The sequence below is a fragment of the Chloroflexota bacterium genome (assembly GCA_026710945.1).
Taxonomy (GTDB): domain Bacteria; phylum Chloroflexota; class UBA11872; order VXOZ01; family VXOZ01; genus VXOZ01.
On the sequence record JAPOQA010000046.1, the window covers coordinates 1 to 20,074 of the forward strand.

At 59.0% G+C, this 20,074-nt stretch carries 17 protein-coding genes; 7 read left to right on the forward strand and 10 right to left on the reverse strand.

The window, feature by feature from the left end:
- Nucleotides 1-443 precede the first annotated feature (443 nt).
- From OXE05_09150 to OXE05_09160, 3 genes are all read left to right on the forward strand, one after another.
- Nucleotides 444-1,358, forward strand: coding sequence for a M55 family metallopeptidase (locus OXE05_09150; protein MCY4437481.1), 915 nt, complete (start codon nucleotides 444-446; stop codon nucleotides 1,356-1,358).
- Nucleotides 1,359-1,647: 289 nt separating this feature from the next.
- Complete coding sequence (locus OXE05_09155) at nucleotides 1,648-1,875, forward strand: hypothetical protein (protein ID MCY4437482.1); 228 nt, start codon at nucleotides 1,648-1,650, stop codon at nucleotides 1,873-1,875.
- On the forward strand, nucleotides 1,872-2,261 hold the full coding sequence (locus OXE05_09160; protein ID MCY4437483.1) for a type II toxin-antitoxin system death-on-curing family toxin: 390 nt from the start codon (nucleotides 1,872-1,874) through the stop codon (nucleotides 2,259-2,261). Before OXE05_09155 ends, OXE05_09160 begins: the two co-directional genes overlap by 4 nt.
- Before the next feature lie 596 nt (nucleotides 2,262-2,857).
- Here the strand turns inward: OXE05_09160 and OXE05_09165 are convergent.
- The 8 genes from OXE05_09165 to OXE05_09200 form a co-directional block, all read right to left on the reverse strand.
- A complete protein-coding gene (locus tag OXE05_09165) occupies nucleotides 2,858-3,625 on the reverse strand; it encodes a type 1 glutamine amidotransferase (protein MCY4437484.1) in 768 nt (255 codons plus the stop codon).
- Between the two features lie 602 nt (nucleotides 3,626-4,227).
- A complete protein-coding gene (locus OXE05_09170; GenBank protein MCY4437485.1) occupies nucleotides 4,228-5,736 on the reverse strand; it encodes a sulfatase-like hydrolase/transferase in 1,509 nt (502 codons plus the stop codon).
- A 165-nt stretch (nucleotides 5,737-5,901) separates the two neighbouring features.
- Nucleotides 5,902-6,327 (reverse strand): DUF6069 family protein, encoded by a 426-nt coding sequence (locus tag OXE05_09175; protein MCY4437486.1) that lies wholly within the window; start codon nucleotides 6,325-6,327, stop codon nucleotides 5,902-5,904.
- A gap of 628 nt (nucleotides 6,328-6,955) precedes the next feature.
- The gene (locus OXE05_09180; GenBank protein ID MCY4437487.1) at nucleotides 6,956-8,569 is read right to left on the reverse strand and encodes a molecular chaperone GroEL; all 1,614 of its coding nucleotides are present in this window, start codon (nucleotides 8,567-8,569) and stop codon (nucleotides 6,956-6,958) included.
- Nucleotides 8,570-8,966: 397 nt separating this feature from the next.
- Nucleotides 8,967-9,272 carry a co-chaperone GroES gene (gene groES / locus OXE05_09185; protein ID MCY4437488.1) on the reverse strand — a complete coding sequence of 102 codons (306 nt, stop codon included), beginning with the start codon at nucleotides 9,270-9,272 and terminating at the stop codon, nucleotides 8,967-8,969.
- Nucleotides 9,273-9,484: 212 nt separating this feature from the next.
- Nucleotides 9,485-10,690 (reverse strand): bifunctional phosphopantothenoylcysteine decarboxylase/phosphopantothenate--cysteine ligase CoaBC, encoded by a 1,206-nt coding sequence (coaBC, locus tag OXE05_09190; GenBank protein MCY4437489.1) that lies wholly within the window; start codon nucleotides 10,688-10,690, stop codon nucleotides 9,485-9,487.
- A 267-nt stretch (nucleotides 10,691-10,957) separates the two neighbouring features.
- Nucleotides 10,958-11,725, reverse strand: a complete 768-nt coding sequence (locus tag OXE05_09195) for a type III pantothenate kinase (GenBank protein MCY4437490.1) — start codon at nucleotides 11,723-11,725, stop codon at nucleotides 10,958-10,960.
- A gap of 19 nt (nucleotides 11,726-11,744) precedes the next feature.
- On the reverse strand, nucleotides 11,745-12,761 hold the full coding sequence (locus tag OXE05_09200) for a hypothetical protein (GenBank protein MCY4437491.1): 1,017 nt from the start codon (nucleotides 12,759-12,761) through the stop codon (nucleotides 11,745-11,747).
- A gap of 804 nt (nucleotides 12,762-13,565) precedes the next feature.
- Between OXE05_09200 and OXE05_09205 the strand changes: the two genes are divergently transcribed.
- Both OXE05_09205 and OXE05_09210 read left to right on the forward strand, forming a co-directional pair.
- Nucleotides 13,566-14,384, forward strand: a complete 819-nt coding sequence (locus tag OXE05_09205; GenBank protein MCY4437492.1) for an amidohydrolase family protein — start codon at nucleotides 13,566-13,568, stop codon at nucleotides 14,382-14,384.
- A gap of 209 nt (nucleotides 14,385-14,593) precedes the next feature.
- Complete coding sequence (locus tag OXE05_09210; GenBank protein ID MCY4437493.1) at nucleotides 14,594-17,428, forward strand: hypothetical protein; 2,835 nt, start codon at nucleotides 14,594-14,596, stop codon at nucleotides 17,426-17,428.
- A gap of 73 nt (nucleotides 17,429-17,501) precedes the next feature.
- Here OXE05_09210 and OXE05_09215 read toward each other — a convergent pair whose 3' ends face one another.
- The gene (locus tag OXE05_09215; protein ID MCY4437494.1) at nucleotides 17,502-18,569 is read right to left on the reverse strand and encodes a serine/threonine-protein kinase; all 1,068 of its coding nucleotides are present in this window, start codon (nucleotides 18,567-18,569) and stop codon (nucleotides 17,502-17,504) included.
- A gap of 129 nt (nucleotides 18,570-18,698) precedes the next feature.
- A complete protein-coding gene (locus OXE05_09220) occupies nucleotides 18,699-18,929 on the reverse strand; it encodes a hypothetical protein (protein MCY4437495.1) in 231 nt (76 codons plus the stop codon).
- A 230-nt stretch (nucleotides 18,930-19,159) separates the two neighbouring features.
- On the opposite strand from OXE05_09220, the gene OXE05_09225 reads away from it, so the two are divergent.
- Nucleotides 19,160-19,384 carry a hypothetical protein gene (locus OXE05_09225; protein ID MCY4437496.1) on the forward strand — a complete coding sequence of 75 codons (225 nt, stop codon included), beginning with the start codon at nucleotides 19,160-19,162 and terminating at the stop codon, nucleotides 19,382-19,384.
- 254 nt (nucleotides 19,385-19,638) lie between these two features.
- The gene (locus OXE05_09230) at nucleotides 19,639-20,010 is read left to right on the forward strand and encodes a VOC family protein (protein ID MCY4437497.1); all 372 of its coding nucleotides are present in this window, start codon (nucleotides 19,639-19,641) and stop codon (nucleotides 20,008-20,010) included.
- Nucleotides 20,011-20,074 lie beyond the last annotated feature (64 nt).

The following is a 20,074-nucleotide window of genomic DNA, read 5'->3' on the forward strand; positions in this document are numbered from 1 at the left end:
GAAGCGCAGCGAAGAGAGGAATCTAAGATGTTGAGCCTATTGGGCGACACGTTGCATGGGCCCTAGATTCCTCGCTGCGCTCGGAATGACATGATCTGTCAACACTGCCAATTTGGGAGAGAATTCTGTCAACGAATTACTCAACACTTACAATTCCGGGCGAAGCGTCGAACCCTGTTCGCGGAATCTAGGCACCCTGCCAAGTGGACTGATTTCGCTTGCCCTAAATTGCTGAGAGGTGAGCGCCCTTGACCGTCGTTCCTGTGAGAGCGGGGTGCCAGGGGCAGGACGTTGGTGCCAATGCCGTCTATATTGACGAGTTGAATAACGAGGTAGGGGCATCGGTTGCGCCAAGAGGCGGGGGACAAGCTCCCTCGCTACGTTCCGCTAAGGAGAGCCGGACACACACTGGCAATTGCCCAGCGGGAGAAAGCGAGTAAAACGTGAAAATCTACATCTTTGCCGATCAAGAGGGCGTGGCAGGCGTTTTCAATCGCCGGGAAGGCTACCTGAACGCCAGCGAGTACGCCACTATGGAACTGGCGGCGATCTGCGAGGCGCTCCTGGACAACGGCGTCACGGAAATCGTCCTGAACACCATCCACATCATGGAGTACCACAAGCTGCCGAAACCGGTGCAAGTTATTCACGGCCTGCCCCGGCACGACATCTTCACCGAACTGCTCGACGAGAGCTTCGACGCCGGCATGCTCGTCGGCTTCCACGAGATGGCGGGCAACCGCGAGAAGGGCTGCTGGCGGCATTCAATTCTGCCTCACCCAATTACGCGCGCGTATAGTGCGGTTGAAGGCATCTGGCTGAACGACCTGCTCGTCGGCGAAATCGGCATCTTCGTGGCGTTCGCGGGCATTCACAACGTGCCGGCAGTGCTCAACACGGGCGACTACTGGCCCTGCCGGGAAGCGGAAGACCGGGTGCCCGGCATCGAGACGGTCGCCGTGAAGAAAGGCACCAGCCACTTCAGCGCCATCTCCATGACGCCTCAGGCCGCGGCGGAGGCGGCAGCGGAAGGCGCAGTGCGGGCGCTGGGCAAGATCGGCGCGGTCAAACCCCTCAAGCTGGAAGGACCGGTGACGCTCAAGGTCAAGTACACCTTCGCCGAGCGCGCTACCGACGCCATGAGCACGGTGGCAGGCGCCTTTCGCATCGACGAACACACCGTCGCTGCCACGTATCCGAGCATCGCGGCGGTACGCGACAACCTGGGCAACCTGCGCGCGCCGGAGATGGAAATCTACGCGAAAGACTCCGGCTTTGCTCAAACCACCGGCTTCTTCACCCGCACCGGCGGCGAACCGTATGAGAGCAAACCGACATATCCACCGCCGTCGAGGTAAAACCGCCATAGCCAGGTAGCTGAAATGTAACGTGTTGATTTAGCCAGTCCTGGCTACGAGCATTTGATAGACATGTGTGCAGCGCCTAGTATGTCATTCAATGCCCTATCGCAGTTCTCTGTTGCGCTTGAATTCACGCTCTCGCGTAAGATTCGCGTGGCGAGCTACCCACTCTCCTCGGGTCATTCAAGACCCTCCCCTTTATTGCCCAACCACTGATCAAGGTTCATCAAGACATTGCTTGATGACGTAGTGAGAGCTACAATTGTGACTTAGGAGGGAACCGACCATGTCGACAAAAATGCAGAAATTCTCCAGCCAGGCTGACTCTGAGCTTTTGGCTGCTCTTCGCGCAATAGCCAAACAGGATGGGCGACACTTTCACGCAATTCTGGAAGATGCCATGCGCGATTACATAGAAGCGCGCAGACAAGACAAGCCCCGCACCGCTGTCATGGCGCACTTCCGGGCTAGCCTCGAGAAGAATCGCCGTCTAGGTGAGTTGCTGGCCAAGTGAAGAGTGAGTTTCCAACGCCAGGGGAGGTCATCGCTATTCATGCTCAGTCAATACTGGAATTCGGCGGGATCCCCGGCATTCGCGACGAAGCTGCATTGGCATCGGCGCTCATGCGCCCACAACTGGGCTATTACACTGGCGTAGTTCAGGAGGCAGCAGCATTGATGGAAAGTCTTGCAAACAATCACCCTTTTATTGACGGCAACAAACGCGCCGCCTTCTACGTAACCGACACTTTTCTTCGCATGAATGGATACTTCATCGACTGCGAGGGAGAAGCTGCTTACAAGTACTTCATGGCGTTGTTTGAGGCAGGCTCGTTCCGTTACGCGGCTTTGGAGACATGGTTGAAGGAAAACGTCAAGGCTTTGCCCACGTTTCAATAATCGGAAGCAAACCGCACTGCCCGTGGAAGCAATTCAGCAAGTACCCAGAGATAACAAAAGGAGCGCCCGGTGCTCGTGCACCGTAAGCGCTCCTTCAAATTCCTTAGGCCGCTCCGTGGTCTCGTTACCGAGACCTGACGGAGGCGGCCCTGGATTTACAACTTACATCCATGGGCATCACCTCCTTTCTCTTGTGAATTATCATACAATACCGGCGGGCGCGCTGTCTAGCTCGGAATGTCGCCGCGTCTCCCCTCTCACTCCGGCCCTCTTCCCCAGGAGAATTTTGCGTTACTCCGTCATTCCGGCGCAAGCCGGAATCCAGGGCGCCTTTACACCTAGAGATAGCATGATGTCAACTCATTTCACCCCCATCCCAGCCTTCCCCCTCAAAGGTGAATGGCTATGCAAAGGTCTACACGGGGAGTGGGAGGCCTGCTCACCGTGGCAGCACAGGTAGCGCGGGGCTCGCCAAGGAGAGCGCGCAAGTCTTGCCCACTTGGTGAAAGGTTGCGCGCGGGTCTCACCGGGCTAAGGTGGAGTAATCTACGCCTGCGGCGTGGACTGCGCAAAGGACACCGTGTAGCAGCCTAGAGCTAGCTCCTGCCTTCTATCAGTTCCGCGTTGTGCAGGAATGTCGTCAGCAGGTTGCGCATTTGCGCGCGGTAGTGGGGTTCGTAGCGGGTGAACTCCCGCAGGTGGCGGGCGGCTTCTTCACTGGGGTCGAAACGGTCTCCCATCAACTCGTAGTCGCCGGAGAGCTCCCGGTTCCACACCTGCAACTCCTCCAAAGTGAGTTGCGGCTCAAACTGGACTCCGTAAGACTTGCCGTACCGAAAGGCCATGTTGATTCTGCGGTAGGACCCGTCGCGGCAGAGCACGAGTCCTTCCGCCAGCCGGGTGGCGCCGTGGGGAATGGAGAAACACTCCCCGTGCAGGGTGGGCACCAGGGGGATGGTGAGCTTGCTGAAAACCGGATCGGCGTCGCCAGCGGCAGTCACGTCGAGCTTGCGCAGCCCGAATTGATAGCCGCCCGTCGGCTCCACCGTGCCGCCGAGTGCCGTTGCCATGATCTGCGCCCCCAGGCAGATGCCCAGCACCGGCACATCCAGGGACATGGCCCGGCGCAGAAATTCGCGCTCCTGGTGAATGGCGGGGTAAGCGTCGTTGGCCGACTGCGGGCCGCCCAGCGCCACGATCAGGTCAACTTGCTCCATTGGAGGCGGTGCAAAGTGGTCGAGTGCGGGGGCTGACTCGAAGACGTTCAGGGGTTCGAGGTGAAAGCCGTGCTGCTCCAGGACGCCGGTAAAATTGGCGGCCAGGGTCTCCGGCGCGGCATGGCGGATGATCAACGCTCGCTTCATGGACTGTCCTCAATTAGGAAGTCACATTACGCCACTGTAAGGAACCTCAGCATGACATTGGCTAGCAGACAAGGAATTCCCCTCACCCTAACCCTCTCCCCCAGGAGAGGGAACCGGAGCCACCTTCTCCTAGGAGAGGGGATCGGAGTCGCTCCGCATTCTTCAGGCTCCGATCCCCTCCCTTGGAGGCTGTCTCATAAGTCGACTCGATAAGCAAAATCGTGTTCGACACGCTCAGCACGAACGGGATTTGCCTGTTACGTTCGCCCCCGTATCCGAGTACGGGGCGGGCTCTGAGCCTGCCTGTCCTGAGCCTGTCGAAGGGTCGAAGGGCAAGTCTACACTGAGCGATGCACTTTTGAGACAACCTCCTTGACGGGAGAGGGCTGGGGTGAGCGCAAATCTTCCCGGAATATGCGGCCCATGTGACCAGTCTATTATGATTTCGAATTGTCCCTATCCGTCAAAAAATCGGGAGGAGTAGGGGTCTCCTCTCACCCTCGGATATATCCATAGGGGAAGGGACTAACCTACCTTCAGGCCAAGGCTATGCATCAGGCTAAAATCCGCGACTGCCCGCTTAAGTGACGGGAAAGCTCTCTTTAGAGCAGCTTGCGCGGTGACGGGTCTCTGCGATTTGGCGGCGGCTCGCTGCGGCCCAGGATAACGTTGGCGGCGTACTGGCGACCGGCATACGGATCTTCCAGTTGCAGCATCCAGTCCCACAGGCGGTCTTGCAGCCGCTCGCGCACGTCGGCGCAATGCGGATTCTCGGCGAGATTATAGGTCTCGTAGGGATCTTCCTGCAGGTCGTAGAGCTCGTCGTAATCAAACCCGTTGAAGACGAACTTGTAGCGGCCGTCGCAGATGGTGCGGTTCATGAAGTAGAAGATGTTGCCGTGGTCTTGCATGAAGAGTTCCCGGTGTTCCGGACGGTCTGCGGCGCCTTCCTGGCCTGAAAGCAGCGGTACGAGCGAGATGCCGTGGGCGCTCTTCAGCGGCTCTGCGCCGGCCAGATCGAGGAAGGTCGGCCCCAGGTCAAGCGTACGCACGTAGTCGTCGCACACCTGGCCCGCGGAAAACCCCGCCGGCCAGCGCATGATGTACGGCATGCGGTGGGTCTCTTCGTAAGGCCAGATGTCTTTGAACCACAGACCATGGGCGCCCATCATGTCGCCATGGTCGGAGGTATAGACCACCACCGTATTGTCGGCCTGGCCGGATTCGTCCAGAAAATCCAGTACCGAGCCGACGTAGTGGTCGATCAGGGAGCTATAGGCCTGATAGTGCGCGTTGGACTTGCGGGTGTGCTCCTCATCAATCTCACGAAACCACGTCTCGCGCGCCCGGCGCACGTAGGCGGGCTTGGCTGCGCCGTCTGTGTAGAAGCTCGGCGGCACCGGCACGTCGCGCCAGTCGAAACGGTCCGCATACTCTTTGGGCACCACGTAGGGATTGTGCGGGCCGGTGAAATTCATCCAGAGGCACCAGGGATCGTCACTTTCTTCATCGGCGAGGGCGCGCAATTGCTGTAAGCCGGCCTCGGCTTGCATGGCGGTGGTAGTGGCTTCCGGCGGCCCGTCTTCCACACCGTAATGGAGCCAGTAAATGCCCGCCGCGTCGTGGAAGCCCCACGTGCCCGGCCGCGGCCCGCTGCCGGCGCTCGGCTTCGCCTCGCCGCCCTGCTGCTCTGTGCGGATGCGGTGGTCGCGCAGGTATGCAGCCTTGTCGAATTCCCGTTCTTCCGTATCGAAGCCGTATTCCACCGGACCGCGTTCCCAGCCGATATGCGCCTTGCCGGCGTAGCGCATGCGATAGCCCGCCGCGCTCATGGGCGGCCCCCAGGAAGGCACGCCGTCGCGAATCTCGCGGCTGACGGCATAGGGCACATGGCAATTGTTCAGCACGTGGTGCGCGTGGGGATAGACGGCAGTGGCAATGGAGGCCCGCGCCGGAGCGCAGGGCGTGGTCACCGTGTAACCCCGACGGAACCAAATCCCCTCCCGCGCCAGCCGTTCCAAATTAGGCGAATACCCGTCCGCTGCCGGTCCCGCCGTGGCGTACTGCTGCTGATCGGACATGATGAGGAGGATGTTCGGTTGCTTAGCCATTTGAAATGCCCTCTCTTTCAACGGGGGAATCTAGAAAACGTCATGTCACTAGACTTCTGAGGCTTGGGTCGTTTGCCCCACTGTAGCAGCTTGATACGGACTAAGAGCGGCGAATTCCCGGGCGGAGCGGGGCAAATTTCCGAACGCAGCACGGACGAGGCCAACCTACATTCGCACCCGCGGCCAGGTGGTGAGCAGCCACACGGTGATGGCGGCCGTGACGACGTGCATGACCATGAGGCTGGCGACGGCGGGGACGGTCGCGCCGGGGCCGTTCGTCGTGAGCATCAGGATGTTCGGCACGAAGGAGAGCAGGAGCAGGATGAACGCCAATCCGCGGAAGACCTTGATGGCGTGTTTCGTAAGGCGGGCCAGAATGGCAAAGACAATCGTCGCGCCCAAGACGCCGACAAATGTTAGGAAGATAATGCCTTGCCACTCCTGCAACGCAGCGAAGAGCGACGAGATGGGGAAAACGGCCTTCACCACAATGCGCACAAGGGCATTTGCGATCAGCGAGAGCACAAACGCGGCTCCGCCGGCCAGCCACACGCGACTTATTGCTATCCGGTCCGCCCAGGGCGTACTCATGTCCGCAAACTCCTCGTGAGAGCCGGCAAGACTCTAGATGATCGAAAATGGAAGCCCGATCAAATACCCGCCTGCGAAGACGCCTGCAATTGGAACAGAAAAACCCTTGTCTCTGCTGCCAACGCCGCCGCTCTTGCTGGCAGACGAGCGCATACCTTCAACCAAGCCTCCAACTCACGCCTCCGTATCGTGTCGATACGCTGTATCGAGTACGGGGCAAGCTCTAGACCTCTCCCTCGGGAAGCCTCTGCGTAGCTTCGGCCGGAGGCGCAAGACTTACTCCCTCTCCCTGGGGAGAGGGCCGGGGTGAGGGGATTTCTGCCTATTCCGTCCTCATTACCTATAGAACCTACACGAAAATGTGCAACATCAACAAGAAAGCTCCCCGATTGCGGGTATTTCCCCCTCACCCCCATATCGAGTACGGGGCAGGCTCTAACCCTCTCCCGGCGGGAGAGTGAACTTTCTCACCTCGGCAAGGGTTATGCAATGGTCTCCTCGGGGAGAGCGAATAATCGGCCTCAGAGCGAGCGCCGCTTGCTTGCGGTCCCAGCCATGCAAAGTCCGGTATTCACGGCGCTGACGCGGGCATTCCTAGCCAATTGGTGTTGTGTGGGCGATTCCTACGCTACGGGTTCACGTTCATGTCGTACTTGCCCGGCGAGATTAGGGATTCGGTAGTCATGCCCATAATGCCGCCGCTGGCGCCCTTGGTGAGGGAAGCGCGCACGACCTTGATCGGGTCTACTATGCCGGCCTTGATCATGTTGACGAATTTGCCGTTGTGCGCGTCGAAGCCGGTAGGATAGCGTCTGCGGTAGATGTCGGCAATGATGGCCTCAGGATCGTAGCCACCATTCAAGAGGATCTGGCGCAGCGGCGCCTCTGCCGCTTCGGCCATGATTCTAATGCCGTAGGCCTCTTCCTCGTCGGCAGCCTTGAGCTTGCGCAGCGCTTTGGCGGCGTGGATGAATGCGATGCCGCCACCGGGCACCACGCCTTCTTCGAGCGCGGCGCGCACGGCCAACATGGCGTCGTCGGCGCGCAGCTTCTTCTCTTTCATTTCGCCTTCGGTGAACCCGCCAACTTTGAGGATTGCGATACCGCCGCTGAGCTTGCCCATGCGCTCGCGCATCTTATTGCGTTCGAACTCGTTCTTCTCGTCGGGCAAAAGCTTCTTGACTTCCTGGATACGGCGACGGATGGCCACCTCACTGCCCATGCCGCCCACGATGGTAAAGAAGTCGCGGTTGCACCAGACGCGCCGCGCGCGACCCAGATCGGCTGCGGTAATGTCTTCGGTAAGGTCGCCGGAGTCGTCTGAGACGAAGGTGCCGCCGGTCATGATGGCAATGTCTTCGAGGATATGCACCATACGGTTGCCAGCGCCAGGGGCCTTAATGGCCAGCGTTTGGATATCTCCCTCTTGCTTGTTTACCACCAACGTGGCGAGGGCTTCGGCTTCCACCGTGTTCGCAAAGACCACGAGGCTCTTGCCGCCGACCGACTTCACCGCTTCCAGCGCCGGAATCACCTCTTCAGCCCGCTTGAGCTGGCGGTCGGTCACCAGGATAAACGGCGACTCAATGGTGCAGTCCATGCGGTCGGGATTGGTGATGAAGTAGGGAGAAAGATACCCCTTGTCCCACTGCATGCCTTCCACGTACTCGCGGTCGACGCGATTCATGCTGCGGGATTCTTCCACCACGATGATGGCGTCGCGACCCAGCGTTTCGACGATCTCGCCGATCAACGCGCCCATGTATTCATCGAGACAGACTACGCTCGCCAGCCGCTTGATCTCATCCCGGGTCTCGAGCGTAACGGTCAACTCGCTTATCTCATCCAGCATCACCTTGGCCGCCCGCTCGATGCCCTTGCGCAGCGCCATGGGATTGAATCCGACAGCCATTGCTTTGTACGACTGGTCGAGAATGGACTGCGCAATCACGGCGGTCGTGGTGGTGCCGTCACCGGCCTGTTCGCCTACGTGCCACGCCAAATGGCGTATGAGCATAGCGCCCATGTTCTCAAAGCGGTCCGGCAGTTCCACGATGCGGCGGGCGATGGTGGCGCCGTCATTCATGATCTCGGGCGGCGCAGTGCGCTGGGACATGCTCTCCAAGGCGACGGTACGCGCCTTGGGCCCCAGCGTGACCCGCAGCACGTTCGCCATGGTGTCAAAGCCGCGCTTGAAGGCTTCACGAGCTTCCGGTTCCAATAGCAAGCGTTCTTGTGGCATTTACTCGCTGTCTCCCAATCAATGAGCAACTGTGGTGTTCTCCGCTTAAGCCACAGCGTATATTACAACTTACGCGTGCTAGCGAAGACGAGCACGTCGGAGATGGTTCAGTTATTGTTGCGGCCCTACCTTATGGAAAGCGCCACGTATGTACGATACACAAGAAAGGCAGCTAACCGCAAGGGGGCAAAGAAAGAAGAACCGGGGAGCGAGCGCGTCTTGGGTATGTGATGCGCTTCATCCCCGGCCTCTTAAAAGTCTTAGATCGTGCGCCTTAGCGTGATCATTTCAGCCGTTGTATTGCGTCCGACAAGGTCTGCATTCACGCTGCCGGCATATCCGCTTAGAACGTGTATATAGCGGCGAACACCGGCGACCTTGTCGAAGACAGCACCGGCTAGTCGAGAATCGCCAGCACGTCCTTTTCGCTAAGGATCAATAGCTCGTCGTCGCCCAGCTTCACCTCGGTCCCGGCATACTTGGCAAAGAGAATGCGTTGGCCCGGCTCTACGGACACAGTTACCTTCTCACCGCTGTCAAGCGTGCGGCCTTCTCCTACTGCTACCACCTCGCCCTCTTGGGGCTTCTCTTTGGCGGTATCCGGCAGGACGATCCCGCTGCGGGTCTTCTCTTCTTGTTCAAGAGCCTTTACAACCACACGATCACCCAGCGGGGTAATCTTGGTACTCGTCGCTGTGGACATCCGTAACAATCCTCCCGATACGTAGAAAATTATACAACCAATACGTCACAGCGCAGAGTGCGCACTTATCCAGCACTCTACGCAGGGTAGTGATATCGCTATTATACTGAGCGAACCCCGCGAGGTCAAGGTATTACGCGCTTGATGGAACAGGATGCCAGGGACCGCAGCCTGTTACGCCGCAGGTAGACTCAAAGGCAGACACGCGCTGGCTAGCGCGAAGTGCATCGCTGCCGGACGAGCGCAGCCACACGCTCGAGGACTACGGCGGCGACCTCAGATTTGGGCAGCAGGGGCAATGGCTCAGGAGGAGAACCCTGGCTCAGGATTACAACCTTATTCGTGTCTGTGCCAAAGCCGCTATCGGGCTGCGAAATGTCGTTCCCCACAATCATGTCCGCGTTCTTGCGGGCGAGTTTGATCTCCGCATTCTGCAGCAGGCCTTCGGTCTCCGCGGCAAAGCCCACCTTGACGAGAGTGGTAGGAACCTGGCGGAGAATGTCTTCATTTTCGATCAGCGTGAGGCTGAGCGGCTCGCCGGTGCGTTTCGTCTTCCGGCTCCCGGACGTCTCCGGGCGGTAGTCGGCAACCGCTGCGGCCATGATGAGCGCATCGGCTTGGACGGTGTGCTCCCTTACGGCAGCGAGCATGTCGGCGGCAGTGGTGGCAGACACCGCGGCAATGCCGGCAGGCGGCGGCTCGGTGGTAGCGCCTTGGATAAGAATTACGCGCGCGCCGCAGTCACGGGCCGCCTCGGCGAGCGCAAACCCCATCTTACCGCTGGAGCGGTTCCCGATGTACCGCACCGGATCGAGCGGCTCTTGGGTGCCGCCGGCGGTCACCACGACCGTCTTGCCCGCCAGGGGACCGCTCTTGCCCAGCAAGGAGCGCATTTCAGCCATGAGCGCATCCACTTCCGGCATGCGTCCTTTGGCAACGAGTCCCGAGGCGGCCCGGCCCTCGAGCGGCTCGACGACGCGCACACCGCGTGCGTGCAGCGTGGCGAGGCTCGCCTGCGTGGCCGCATGGGTAAACATGCCGCCGTCCATGGCCGGTGCAACCAGCACCGGCGCCTGCGTGCTGAGAAACGTACAGGTAAGAAGATCATCGGAGAGTCCCTGCGCCATCCGGGCAAGCGTGTGGGCCGTGGCAGGAACCACCGCAAGCAGATCGGCCTCTTCTGCCAGGGCAATGTGCAAAATGCGGCCGGGGTCAGGCGTAAAGAGGTCCAAATGGGCCGGACGCTGCGTCACGCTGGCAAAAGAAAGGGGAGTTACGAACCGTGCGGCGTCTCTGGTAAGGATGGTTGTGACCGCTGCTCCGGCTTGTGTAAGCTGGCTGGCGAGCGCTACCGCCTTGAACGCGGCAATGCTCCCACAGACGCCGAGTACAATGCGTTTTTCTCTCAAGACACTCATTGATACACAACCTCATACCGTCGCCCCGTCTGTCTTTCACTCTACACCAGTGCTGCAGCGGAGGGTAGGCGCGCAATCAGAATTGAAGACGCAGGCAAAATACAGCTAGCTGTCAATGCACTCCGCACTGCGCCAAGGTTGTGCCGTCACAGGAATTGGCATGTGGAGTAGGCTCGCGTTGGCATGGATTGAGCGTCTCAGTCAATAAGGCAACTCTAGCGCCGTAATCAAATCCTGCAGGCCAGCGGATCGCCTTGCGGCCCGTACCTATGCTTGCTTCAAGCGCTCGTAAATAACGCGTAGCCCTTCCAGCGTCAGGTTCGGGTCTACAGCGTCGATTACTGACGTGTGTCTGGCAAAGAGTTGGGCAAAGCCGCCGGTAGCGATCACTTTGCACCGGCCAAGTTCGTTGTGAAAGCGCTCAATCATGCCTTCGACGAGTGAAAGATAGCCAAGCATGATGCCGGACTGCATGGCATGGTCGGTGCTCTTACCCACCACGGTCGCCGGTGGCTCGAATTCTACGCGGTAGAGCCGCGAGGCCTGCGCCACGAGCGCCTCCGTGGCGAGACCCAGACCCGGCGCTATGGCGCCGCCGACGTAATTTCCTTCCGACGAGACCACGTCGAAGGTCGTCGCCGTGCCGAAGTCGATGACGATGCAGGGCCCGCCGTGTCGCACAAACGCCGCCGCCGTATTGACCACCCGGTCGGCGCCCACCTCTTCCGGCCGGTCGATCTCCACGGCTACGCCTGGCACTCGGTGCGGGTCGATCAGGATTGGGGTGTGGCCGAGGTATTTTGTCGCGAAATCGTGAATCGCACGGGCCAAGGGCGGCACGACGCTGGAAACAATGACGTCCGTACACTGTTCGACGCTCAGACCGGCTTGCTGGAGGAACCCAACGATCTGCACGCCGTATTCGTCGCTTGTCTTCCCAATGACGGTATTCAAGCGCCAGGAGCCTTTGAGATCGTTCCCGGCAAAAGCCCCCACGGCGATATTGGTATTGCCCACGTCAACTACAAGAAGCACGGAACACTATCCTTGCAGGCTATGGCTTGCTGCCTTCTTCGCCGCCAGAGTTTCCTTGCTCGTCGGCAGGCTCATGTCGTGTGATCTCAGCAGCAGGAGGAAGACCTAAATTCTCCCTGCGCTTTCGCCGCAAGACCTCAAGAACCCTGCCGAGCCACCGCTGCGTATGCGTGCCGCTGCTGGGGCGCAGATGTTGCGCGGCGGCCGCCAGGTACGGCTGGCTGATGCGCTGCAGGTAGGCCGGCACGCCTTCCGTGCGGATGGTGCCGAGAGAGTCGCGATAGAAGGAAAAGAGATGCACGTTGCCGAGTTGAATGCCCGCCTGAATCGCGCCCGCCGCAACCAACGATGAGACTACGATCAGCGAACGGTTCTGCTCGGCTGCCGCTCTATTCATCTCCGTGAATATCTGGGTCATGTCGCGCGGGTCAGGGAGTTTTCCCGCATTTTGCCGGAATTGACCCAGGCTGGAGCGCATTTCATCGATGGCCAGGGGCGGTATATCTATCGTGTCCGCCATCTGGCCTGAAGTGCCTCCCAGCGCAGCCAGCAAGTCATCTACGGAGGAAACATCTGCATCCGCTGCCAAGACGTTCGAACGCTTGAGTTCCTGGACGAAGGTATCCAGATAGGCGCGGGTGCCGCCGGTTACGTCGGATGCAGCCGCCAAGAGCCACAGCGGCGACCATCCCACCGCAAAGAGACTCGCCATCTCTACGGCGTTGCCCGCCAGCTTGCGCACGGCGAGGTCTTTGACGGCGAGCGACTCCGCCGACTCTCCGCTGGCAACCCCACCCACGAATTCAACAACAATGCGCAGCATGCGGCCAATGGTGGACTGATAGAGCTGGGAGCGCCGCACCGGCGGCGGCAGAATGAATTCCGACGTCTCATGCACCAGGCCGCCTGCGCCAGCCGCCGTAGTGCGCACCAGCCGCTCCGGCAGGGTTGCCACATAGGTTCCGGCCTCGAGCGTGCCCTCCTGCAAGCGCTTTGCGACCGATGGCTCCGTGTTGGGATCAGACGGCGTGTCCATATTTTCGTTCCGTCCTCGTAACAGACTTTGCTTAACCGGCGCTCCCTGCATCGCGCTGATTGCTCTACAAATATCCTACCACGAGCGGAACCCGTGGCCGTTTGGACCTGTGCGAAGGCATGTGCGAGCGGCGATTCTATTGAGCGGCGCATCCGTTTGGCTGACTACATCTAAAGCCAAAGCATGCCGCGAAGTGTCATTCATGTAAGAGTCGGGTGATTCGTTGACAGATTTGGTAGAAGAAACATGGGAGCAGGGCTCTGTGCCTGCCAGCATTTCATTCCTGTAAGTGTTGAGTAATTCGTTGACAGATCAAGTCATTCCGAGCGGAGCGTCGAACAGGGTTCGCGGAATCTAGAGCCCATGCAACGTGTCGCCCAATAGGCTCAAAATCTTAGATTCCTCTCTTCGCTGCGCTCCGTTCGGAATGACATGTGTACTGTTTATGTAGAGTGCTGCGTTCAGCTGCTTTTGTTCTCAAGTCTGTCAACGAATTACCTGACATTTACAATTCCGAGCGTAGCGTCGAACCCTGTTCGCGGAATCTAAGACGTACGCCTTCATCCAATGCCGCCAGCCTGCGGCGAGCGTTAGGCCCCACAGCAATACGAGTGTCAATCAAGGGTCCGCTGTGTAGCGCAATGCAGTCCGCGCCGGGCATGCCGGCAAGCCTGAGCTGAGCTTGCCGCAGTGTTCTCATGAGTCTCATCTAAGCACATACGGCTGTTACGTCCGGCAATGTATAATCGTAGGCAGCACTTCACCCAGATCAGCTAACACCCCACGAAAGACAAGGAAACCGCCATGGCAGCAGGAGCCGCAACCCAAACCACCGCCAGTCCGCTCCGCGAGCAAGCGCTCGATGGAACACCCCTTCACGGCACGCTAGTAATCGACAACCACTGCCACCTGGGCCCGGCGCCGCACTTCTACCAGACTTACAACGACGCCGCGGGCATGGTGGCCACCATGGACCGCGTCGGCATGGACCAGGCGTGCGTGTTTTCATCCATGGCGATCCTGTTCGACATGCGCGAGGGCAACGACATGAGCCTGGAGGCCGCCCGGCAGTTCCCCGGGCGTCTGCTGGCCTACGGCGTCCCCGATCCCCACGAGGCGGAACTGGTGCGGGACGAGTTGCAGCGGTGCATAGATGCCGGCGCGGTGGGTATCAAGATGCATGCGGGTGTGTCCCAATACCCCTTCGAAGGCCCCGGCTATCGGCCCGCGTTCGAGCTGGCCGACCGCCACCGCCTGCCCCTTATCAGCCACGGCACGGGCACCCCGGACACGCTGCGCCGCATCGCCCGCGAATACCCCGGCTGCCACTTTATCGTGGCCCACGCCGCCGGTGCTAGTCCCAGCAAGACCATTGACCTGGTAATGGTGGCGGCCGAGGAACCGAACGTCTACCTGGATACGGCGGCTTCCGTCGGCTACCTGGGCGACTTCACCGAAATGGTGCGCCTCGCCGGCGCCAACAAGATCCTCTACGGCTCCGATATGCCCTGGACCTGCGCCACCTACCAACTCGGCCGCGTCCTCCTCTCCCCCATCACCGAGGCGGAAAAGAAGCTAATCCTCGGCGAAAACCTGGCGGAGTTGTTCAAGACCAAGTGCTAGGGAGCAGAGCACTTTGCAACGATTTCGATAAGCTCTCTTACAGGTCTGACAGTTTCACCACGCAAGGCGAATGATCCGTCATTCCCGCGAAAGCGGGAATCCATCTGTATTGATTAGTGGGCCATATAGTTTAGCGAAACGCTAAGTATTCTAAAGTTGGAAAACCACGCTGCACGCCTTTGGACGCGCGTGAAGAGGCAACTGCGAAAGTGGCATCAAGTGTCAAAGAACCCGAAACCACGCGGGAAGAAGAGGTCAACGTCCATCTTGCCCTCTTGCTCTCGCAGCGCGGCCTAAAGGCCAAGGCCGAGCGCCGCAGCCGCCAGGGCGTGCCCGATGTGCGCGTGACGTTGCGCAGTTTCCTAATCCTCCTGGAGTGCAAGTGGGAGGGATCGGAGAGTTCATTGGAAGCCCAACTCCAGGAACGCCGCGCCGCATTCCCTGAGGCGCTCGCCGTGCTCGGCGTGCTCTATCCCGAGCGGCTAAAGCATGCGGAGGATACCCTAGCCGCGCTGGAAGAAGCTGACGATCTCCAGTGGTGGCAGGCGTCGTTGCCGACGCTGCTCGACCTGGCCAAGGATTCGCCCACCGAGCCACGCCGCATGAGCAGCGGGTCGGTTGACGATCTTGCCGATCACTTGCGCATCCTGCCGTTAGATCTGCAAGGCGTGGACCAGGTGCAAGCCGCCGCTGGCAGTGTGGAGTACGCCCTGGAGCAGGCGGCGTACCAGCTTGCCCGGCACGAGCGCATCGCCGGCCGCATCGCCGACATCATTGCGGAAACCGACCAAGAGAAGAACCGCGCCGCCGCGCTGCGCATCGGTTGTCTGGCGCTCTTCAACGCATTAGCATTTCAAGACCGCCTCGCCAAAGTCAACAAAAACGTGGAGACAGCACTTGAGACCTCGCGCCAAGACATTGCCAGTTTGCAGAGCGCTTGGCAATACATTTGCGACAACATAGATTATGTGCCGGTGTTTGGTTTAGCAGCCGACATCTTGGATGTGCTGCAGGACGGTCCGGCTGACGTGCGGACGCCCGTCATCGCTCCTCTGATTAAGGCAGTGGATCAGACTGAGAAAGTCGAAGGCCACGATCTCTCCGGACGGCTTTTCCATACCCTCTTGTCCGACGCCAAGTTCACCGGTGCCTATTACACCTCAGTGCCGGCGGCCACGCTATTGACACGGATTGCCTTTCACGAGTGGCCGGCAGGCGTTGACTGGGGCGACCACGAGTTTCCCGCCTCGCTTAACGTGGCAGACTTGGCCTGCGGCACCGGCACGCTGCTGATGGCGGTAGCCGCAGAAGCGGAACGCCGCCATACCGCCGCGGGCGGCAAGCGCTCCGCCGCGCTCCATAAGGCCATGGTGGAGCAAGCCCTGCACGGCTACGACGTGCAGCTTTCCGCCGTGCACTTTGCCGCTACGAGTCTGGCAATGCTCAATCCGCACATTGAGTTCGACCACATGAACTTGGTGGTAATGCCCCTGGGAGATGATGGCGAGCGCGTTTCGCTGGGATCGTTGGATTTCTTGGGATCGAGCGAGGCAATAGTACAATACGCGCTGTCACGGAAGGAGAAAGGGGAAGCCACCGGGGACGTAACTAGGGTGACTGGCAGCGAATCTGGTCGCGCGGAAGAGGCTGAGAAAGTGAAGCTGCCAAAACTTGACTTGGCTATCATGAATCCGCCTTTTACGCGCTCTAGCCTCATGTTCGGTAGTTTGCCGACAGCGGAGCGGAGGGCGATCCAAGAGGAACTCAAGCGTCGTCTACAGACTCGGCGAGCCTCGGCAATTGCAGGCATGGGCGCCGCTTTCGTAGCCGCCGTCTCGCCTAGCCTGCGGCCCGGCGAGGGACGCTTGGCGCTGGTGCTGCCCCTCACCGTCTGCACAGGACGGTCGTGGGCACAGACCCGCGCCTTGATAGAGCAGGACTACAGCCTTGACATGGTTATTTCGTCCCACGACCCACAACGCTGGAACTTCTCGGACAGCACGGCTCTTTCGGAAGCGCTGCTAATTGCCACACGCCGCGCTCGGACACCGGCAAAAGCTGGTCACCGCACCACGTTCGTCAACCTCTGGCAGAATCCCGACGGCGTGCTGGACGCCCACCGTGTAGCCCAAGCTGTCACCGCCACGACTCCGGCGCAACTAGAAGAAACGGGCACGGCGCTCCTGGCAGTCGACGGCCAACACATCGGCGAAGCGGTCTCGATTGCCGAAGCGGACCTGTCCGGCAAGCAATGGTTCGGCGTCCAATTCGCTCGCGCCGACGTGACCCGCAGTGCCACACGGCTGTTTGAAAAAGGGGAAGTCTGGATTCCCGGCGTAGTGGCAACTGCAAGCGTTCAGCTCCGCCGACTCGGTGCAATCTGTTCTATCGGCCCAGACCGCCGTGACATATTGGACGGGTTCGAACAGACAGACTCCGTAACGGCCTACCCAATGGTGGTAGGCAACGACACTGAACAAAGGAAGCGCATGACCGTTGAGCCGGATAAGTACCTGGCGCCACTGGCACAATCTCGTCCGGGCCGACGCCTCAAGCAGTCTGCCCAACTGTGGCAAGGGGCAGCCCGGCTAATAGTCGCTGAAAGGCTGCGGCTTGATACTGCCCGAGTTGTCGCTATGCGGTCAGAGTCAAAGGTACTGTCGAACGTGTGGTGGGAAGTCCAGGTTGAGGATGCGACGACCGAAAAGGCGCTTGCCGTTTGGCTGAACTCCTCCTTGGGATTGCTCACTATCGCGGCTCAGCGTACCAGCACGGAAGGCGGCTGGGTCGCCATGAAGAAGGCCGACCTGAAGGAATTGCCCGTCTTAGACCCGCGCTGCCTCTCCGCCTCCCAGCTTCACGCGCTCTCCCGCCTCTTCGACAGCCTCGCCACCGCCGAATTCGAGCGTCTCCCCAATATGGCGCACTGCCCCGCCCGCCAAGCCCTAGACGACGGCATCTCCCAAATCCTCGACCTCCCCGACCTCAGCACCCTCCGCCACCTCCTCGCCTCCGAGCCAGTTATCTCCAACCGGCGTTTGTAGACTGACTGGTCGACATTCTTCGGAAGATTCGCACAATAGGAGAGGTTTGGCAGTTGACGGCTGCCAGGCGTTCTCAAGTCAGTTCCTTAATTCTATCGACTTGAGATCGATTGACCTCACTGTTGCGAAGGAATCCGAATCCACAGGACTTGCACATGAGGGCACGGAAATCAGTGTCTTGTCTCGAAACTCCAAATACAAGGTGTGATTGAGGGAAATCCGTGAGTTCCCTTCGTCCGCAGGAAGGACATCGTCCCCATGTGTCTTCTAGAGGCGGGTACCCAGAATGGATTAGATAGCGTAATTCGCGTATTAAGTCGCAAACACTACGAGCAGAATCAAGTCGATCTTCACGTCTTTCGCGGATTGTCTTCTCAAAAATACAGGTTAAGTGCCACGTTTCAGTTTGCAGCGGAAACATCTTCGTCATCGACCGGTGTTGGAAAACAGGTTGTTCACGGGCAAAGGCCTTTTTAGATGTAATCGCCGACCAGAGTACTTTCGCAGCCGAGTAAAGGTCAGCGTATATCCCAATGAGGCGGTCGTCGCTGCCCGACTCACATTCTGGCGCCGTATAATCCCGAGCCCCTACACCTTCATCTGTCAGAGTAATTATATTGCCATCCTCGAAATGGCAGATTCCAAAGTCAATTAGACGAATGCTGCCATCCGTTAGGACGAGGATATTGTCGGGCTTGATGTCACGGTGGATAATTGGACGACTGGCCTTCTGACATTCCCCAATCGCTAAGACTATCTGCTCAAATAAATCTAGGCTCTTCAACGCATTCCCATGAAACGGGTTGCACTCTGAGAAGATGATGTCAGCAAGCGTCTTAGCGCCATCGTGATACTCCATCACGTAATACTGAAATTCATCGTCCTGCTTGGAGTGATCAAGAATTCGAATGATCGCGGAATCATTCGAATCACTCTCTAGATCAGTTAGTTGCTTCACAGCCTCGATTTCACGCTGAAAGCGCTCTCGCGCTTGCTCGGAATCAACATAGCGGAGCACCTTTAGAGCATACTTGGGTCCCTTAGGATCGTTCTTTGCCACGACGAGATGCACCTGGCCCTGTCCGCCCTCGCCCAATGTTTCACCTATTGCGCGCCAAGGCACACATTCCGGGATACCCATGACTAACTCTCCAAAAATTGACTAGGGCCAGTGTCCCAATTTGGTCCAAACCTAGGAGCGCCTGATGACACGTGCGGGAAGCATCAAGGGGCAGGTTTTTCAGTAGATTGCTGGCTTGGCTCGGAGGCTTCATCTGCGGAAGATTCCGCCAATGGCCGATCCGTTTCGTTTCCAGGCGCTGCCTGGCCAGGCATAGAAATCTTCCTCCCAGTCCTTGCCAAAGTCGTCGTAGGATTGGGTGAGGTACCGGTGCGACGACTTCAAGAAGTTGCGGAAAATAGCGACAAAGACAAAGTGCCGCAACAAAGCGGATTCATCTTGCGCGCTGATTTCCTCGATAGCTTTCTCTTGCGTTTTCATAGGGCGCCTCTGATCGTTCGTCCCGTCTCGTAGCGAACCATTCCTACTCTACACTGTCCATTATACTAATACATCTATACTAATACATCGCACTCCAATAAACCCAACGCTTACTGCGCAAACACCTCACTCCAAGCTATGCTGCGCGTGTCCGGGAGTATCGCACAGCCGCGGGACTGTTTTCACAGAGGTATGTTGCACACGATAAGCATGTTAATGAGGTTGATGACATGAAGAACGTAATCCTGAGCGCAAACGCGGGCTTGATTGAGGCGGCGCGGCGGCGGGCTGCGGCGGAGGGGACGACTCTGGATGCGCTCTTTCGGCGGTGGCTGGCGGAGTACGTGGGACGCGAGCAGCAGGCTGATAGGGCTATGGCGGTGATACGCGAGTTGCAGGAGACGATCGATACCGGTGGGCGCAAGTTCACGCGGGATGAGATGAACGAACGGTAGTGGTTGTATAGTCACATGTGTGTAGGTCTGCCGTTCAAAGAGAAGGCCGGTCGAAGAGAAGATGGATTCCCGCTTTCGCGGGAATGACGGATTACGCGCCCCTCACGTTACCCGCTTAACCTTTGCTCATTTGCACGCCTTCTCCAACATACAAATGGCGGACTACGAGGCGCAGTCTTTACCGCCCGTACTTGGGGCATTTATTGTGGTTAAGTACGCAGTGAATTCGATGCAGCATTCGACAGGAGCATTTCATGCAACTCGGGGCGTTTTCGGTGAGTTTGGCAGTGAAGGACATCGCGGCTTCGCGGGAGTTTTATGCGAAGTTTGGGTTTGAGGTGGTGGGCGGCGATGCGGCGCAGAATTGGCTGATACTCAGGAACGGCACTACTACCATTGGGCTCTTTCAGGGGATGTTCGAGCAGAACATCCTCACCTTCAATCCGGGGTGGGACTGGCAGGCGCAGCCGGTGGAGAGCTTTTCCGACGTGCGCGAGTTGCAGCGGCAGCTCAAGGCGCAGGGCGTGGAGCTCCTGAACGAGGCGGATGAGGACACCACCGGCCCGGCGAGCTTCGTGGCGGTGGACCCGGACGGCAATGCCATCCTGGTGGACCAGCACGTTTGAGTCTGCGGGCATCCTGTTGTCCCAAGATTGATGTGCACCGGTTAAGAGGGTCTCTGGCGGAGAG

Bases quoted from the DNA above. Each gene is read 5' to 3' on its own strand.
- OXE05_09155 (MCY4437482.1), top strand. From the start codon at position 1,648: ATGTCGACAAAAATGCAGAAATTCTCCAGCCAGGCTGACTCTGAGCTT.
- OXE05_09165 (MCY4437484.1), bottom strand. From the start codon at position 3,625: ATGAAGCGAGCGTTGATCATCCGCCATGCCGCGCCGGAGACCCTGGCC.
- OXE05_09170 (MCY4437485.1), bottom strand. From the start codon at position 5,736: ATGGCTAAGCAACCGAACATCCTCCTCATCATGTCCGATCAGCAGCAG.
- OXE05_09175 (MCY4437486.1), bottom strand. From the start codon at position 6,327: ATGAGTACGCCCTGGGCGGACCGGATAGCAATAAGTCGCGTGTGGCTG.
- OXE05_09180 (MCY4437487.1), bottom strand. From the start codon at position 8,569: ATGCCACAAGAACGCTTGCTATTGGAACCGGAAGCTCGTGAAGCCTTC.
- groES (MCY4437488.1), bottom strand. From the start codon at position 9,272: ATGTCCACAGCGACGAGTACCAAGATTACCCCGCTGGGTGATCGTGTG.
- coaBC (MCY4437489.1), bottom strand. From the start codon at position 10,690: ATGAGTGTCTTGAGAGAAAAACGCATTGTACTCGGCGTCTGTGGGAGC.
- OXE05_09200 (MCY4437491.1), bottom strand. From the start codon at position 12,761: ATGGACACGCCGTCTGATCCCAACACGGAGCCATCGGTCGCAAAGCGC.
- OXE05_09205 (MCY4437492.1), top strand. From the start codon at position 13,566: ATGGCAGCAGGAGCCGCAACCCAAACCACCGCCAGTCCGCTCCGCGAG.
- OXE05_09215 (MCY4437494.1), bottom strand. From the start codon at position 18,569: ATGGGTATCCCGGAATGTGTGCCTTGGCGCGCAATAGGTGAAACATTG.
- OXE05_09220 (MCY4437495.1), bottom strand. From the start codon at position 18,929: ATGAAAACGCAAGAGAAAGCTATCGAGGAAATCAGCGCGCAAGATGAA.
- OXE05_09225 (MCY4437496.1), top strand. From the start codon at position 19,160: ATGAAGAACGTAATCCTGAGCGCAAACGCGGGCTTGATTGAGGCGGCG.
- OXE05_09230 (MCY4437497.1), top strand. From the start codon at position 19,639: ATGCAACTCGGGGCGTTTTCGGTGAGTTTGGCAGTGAAGGACATCGCG.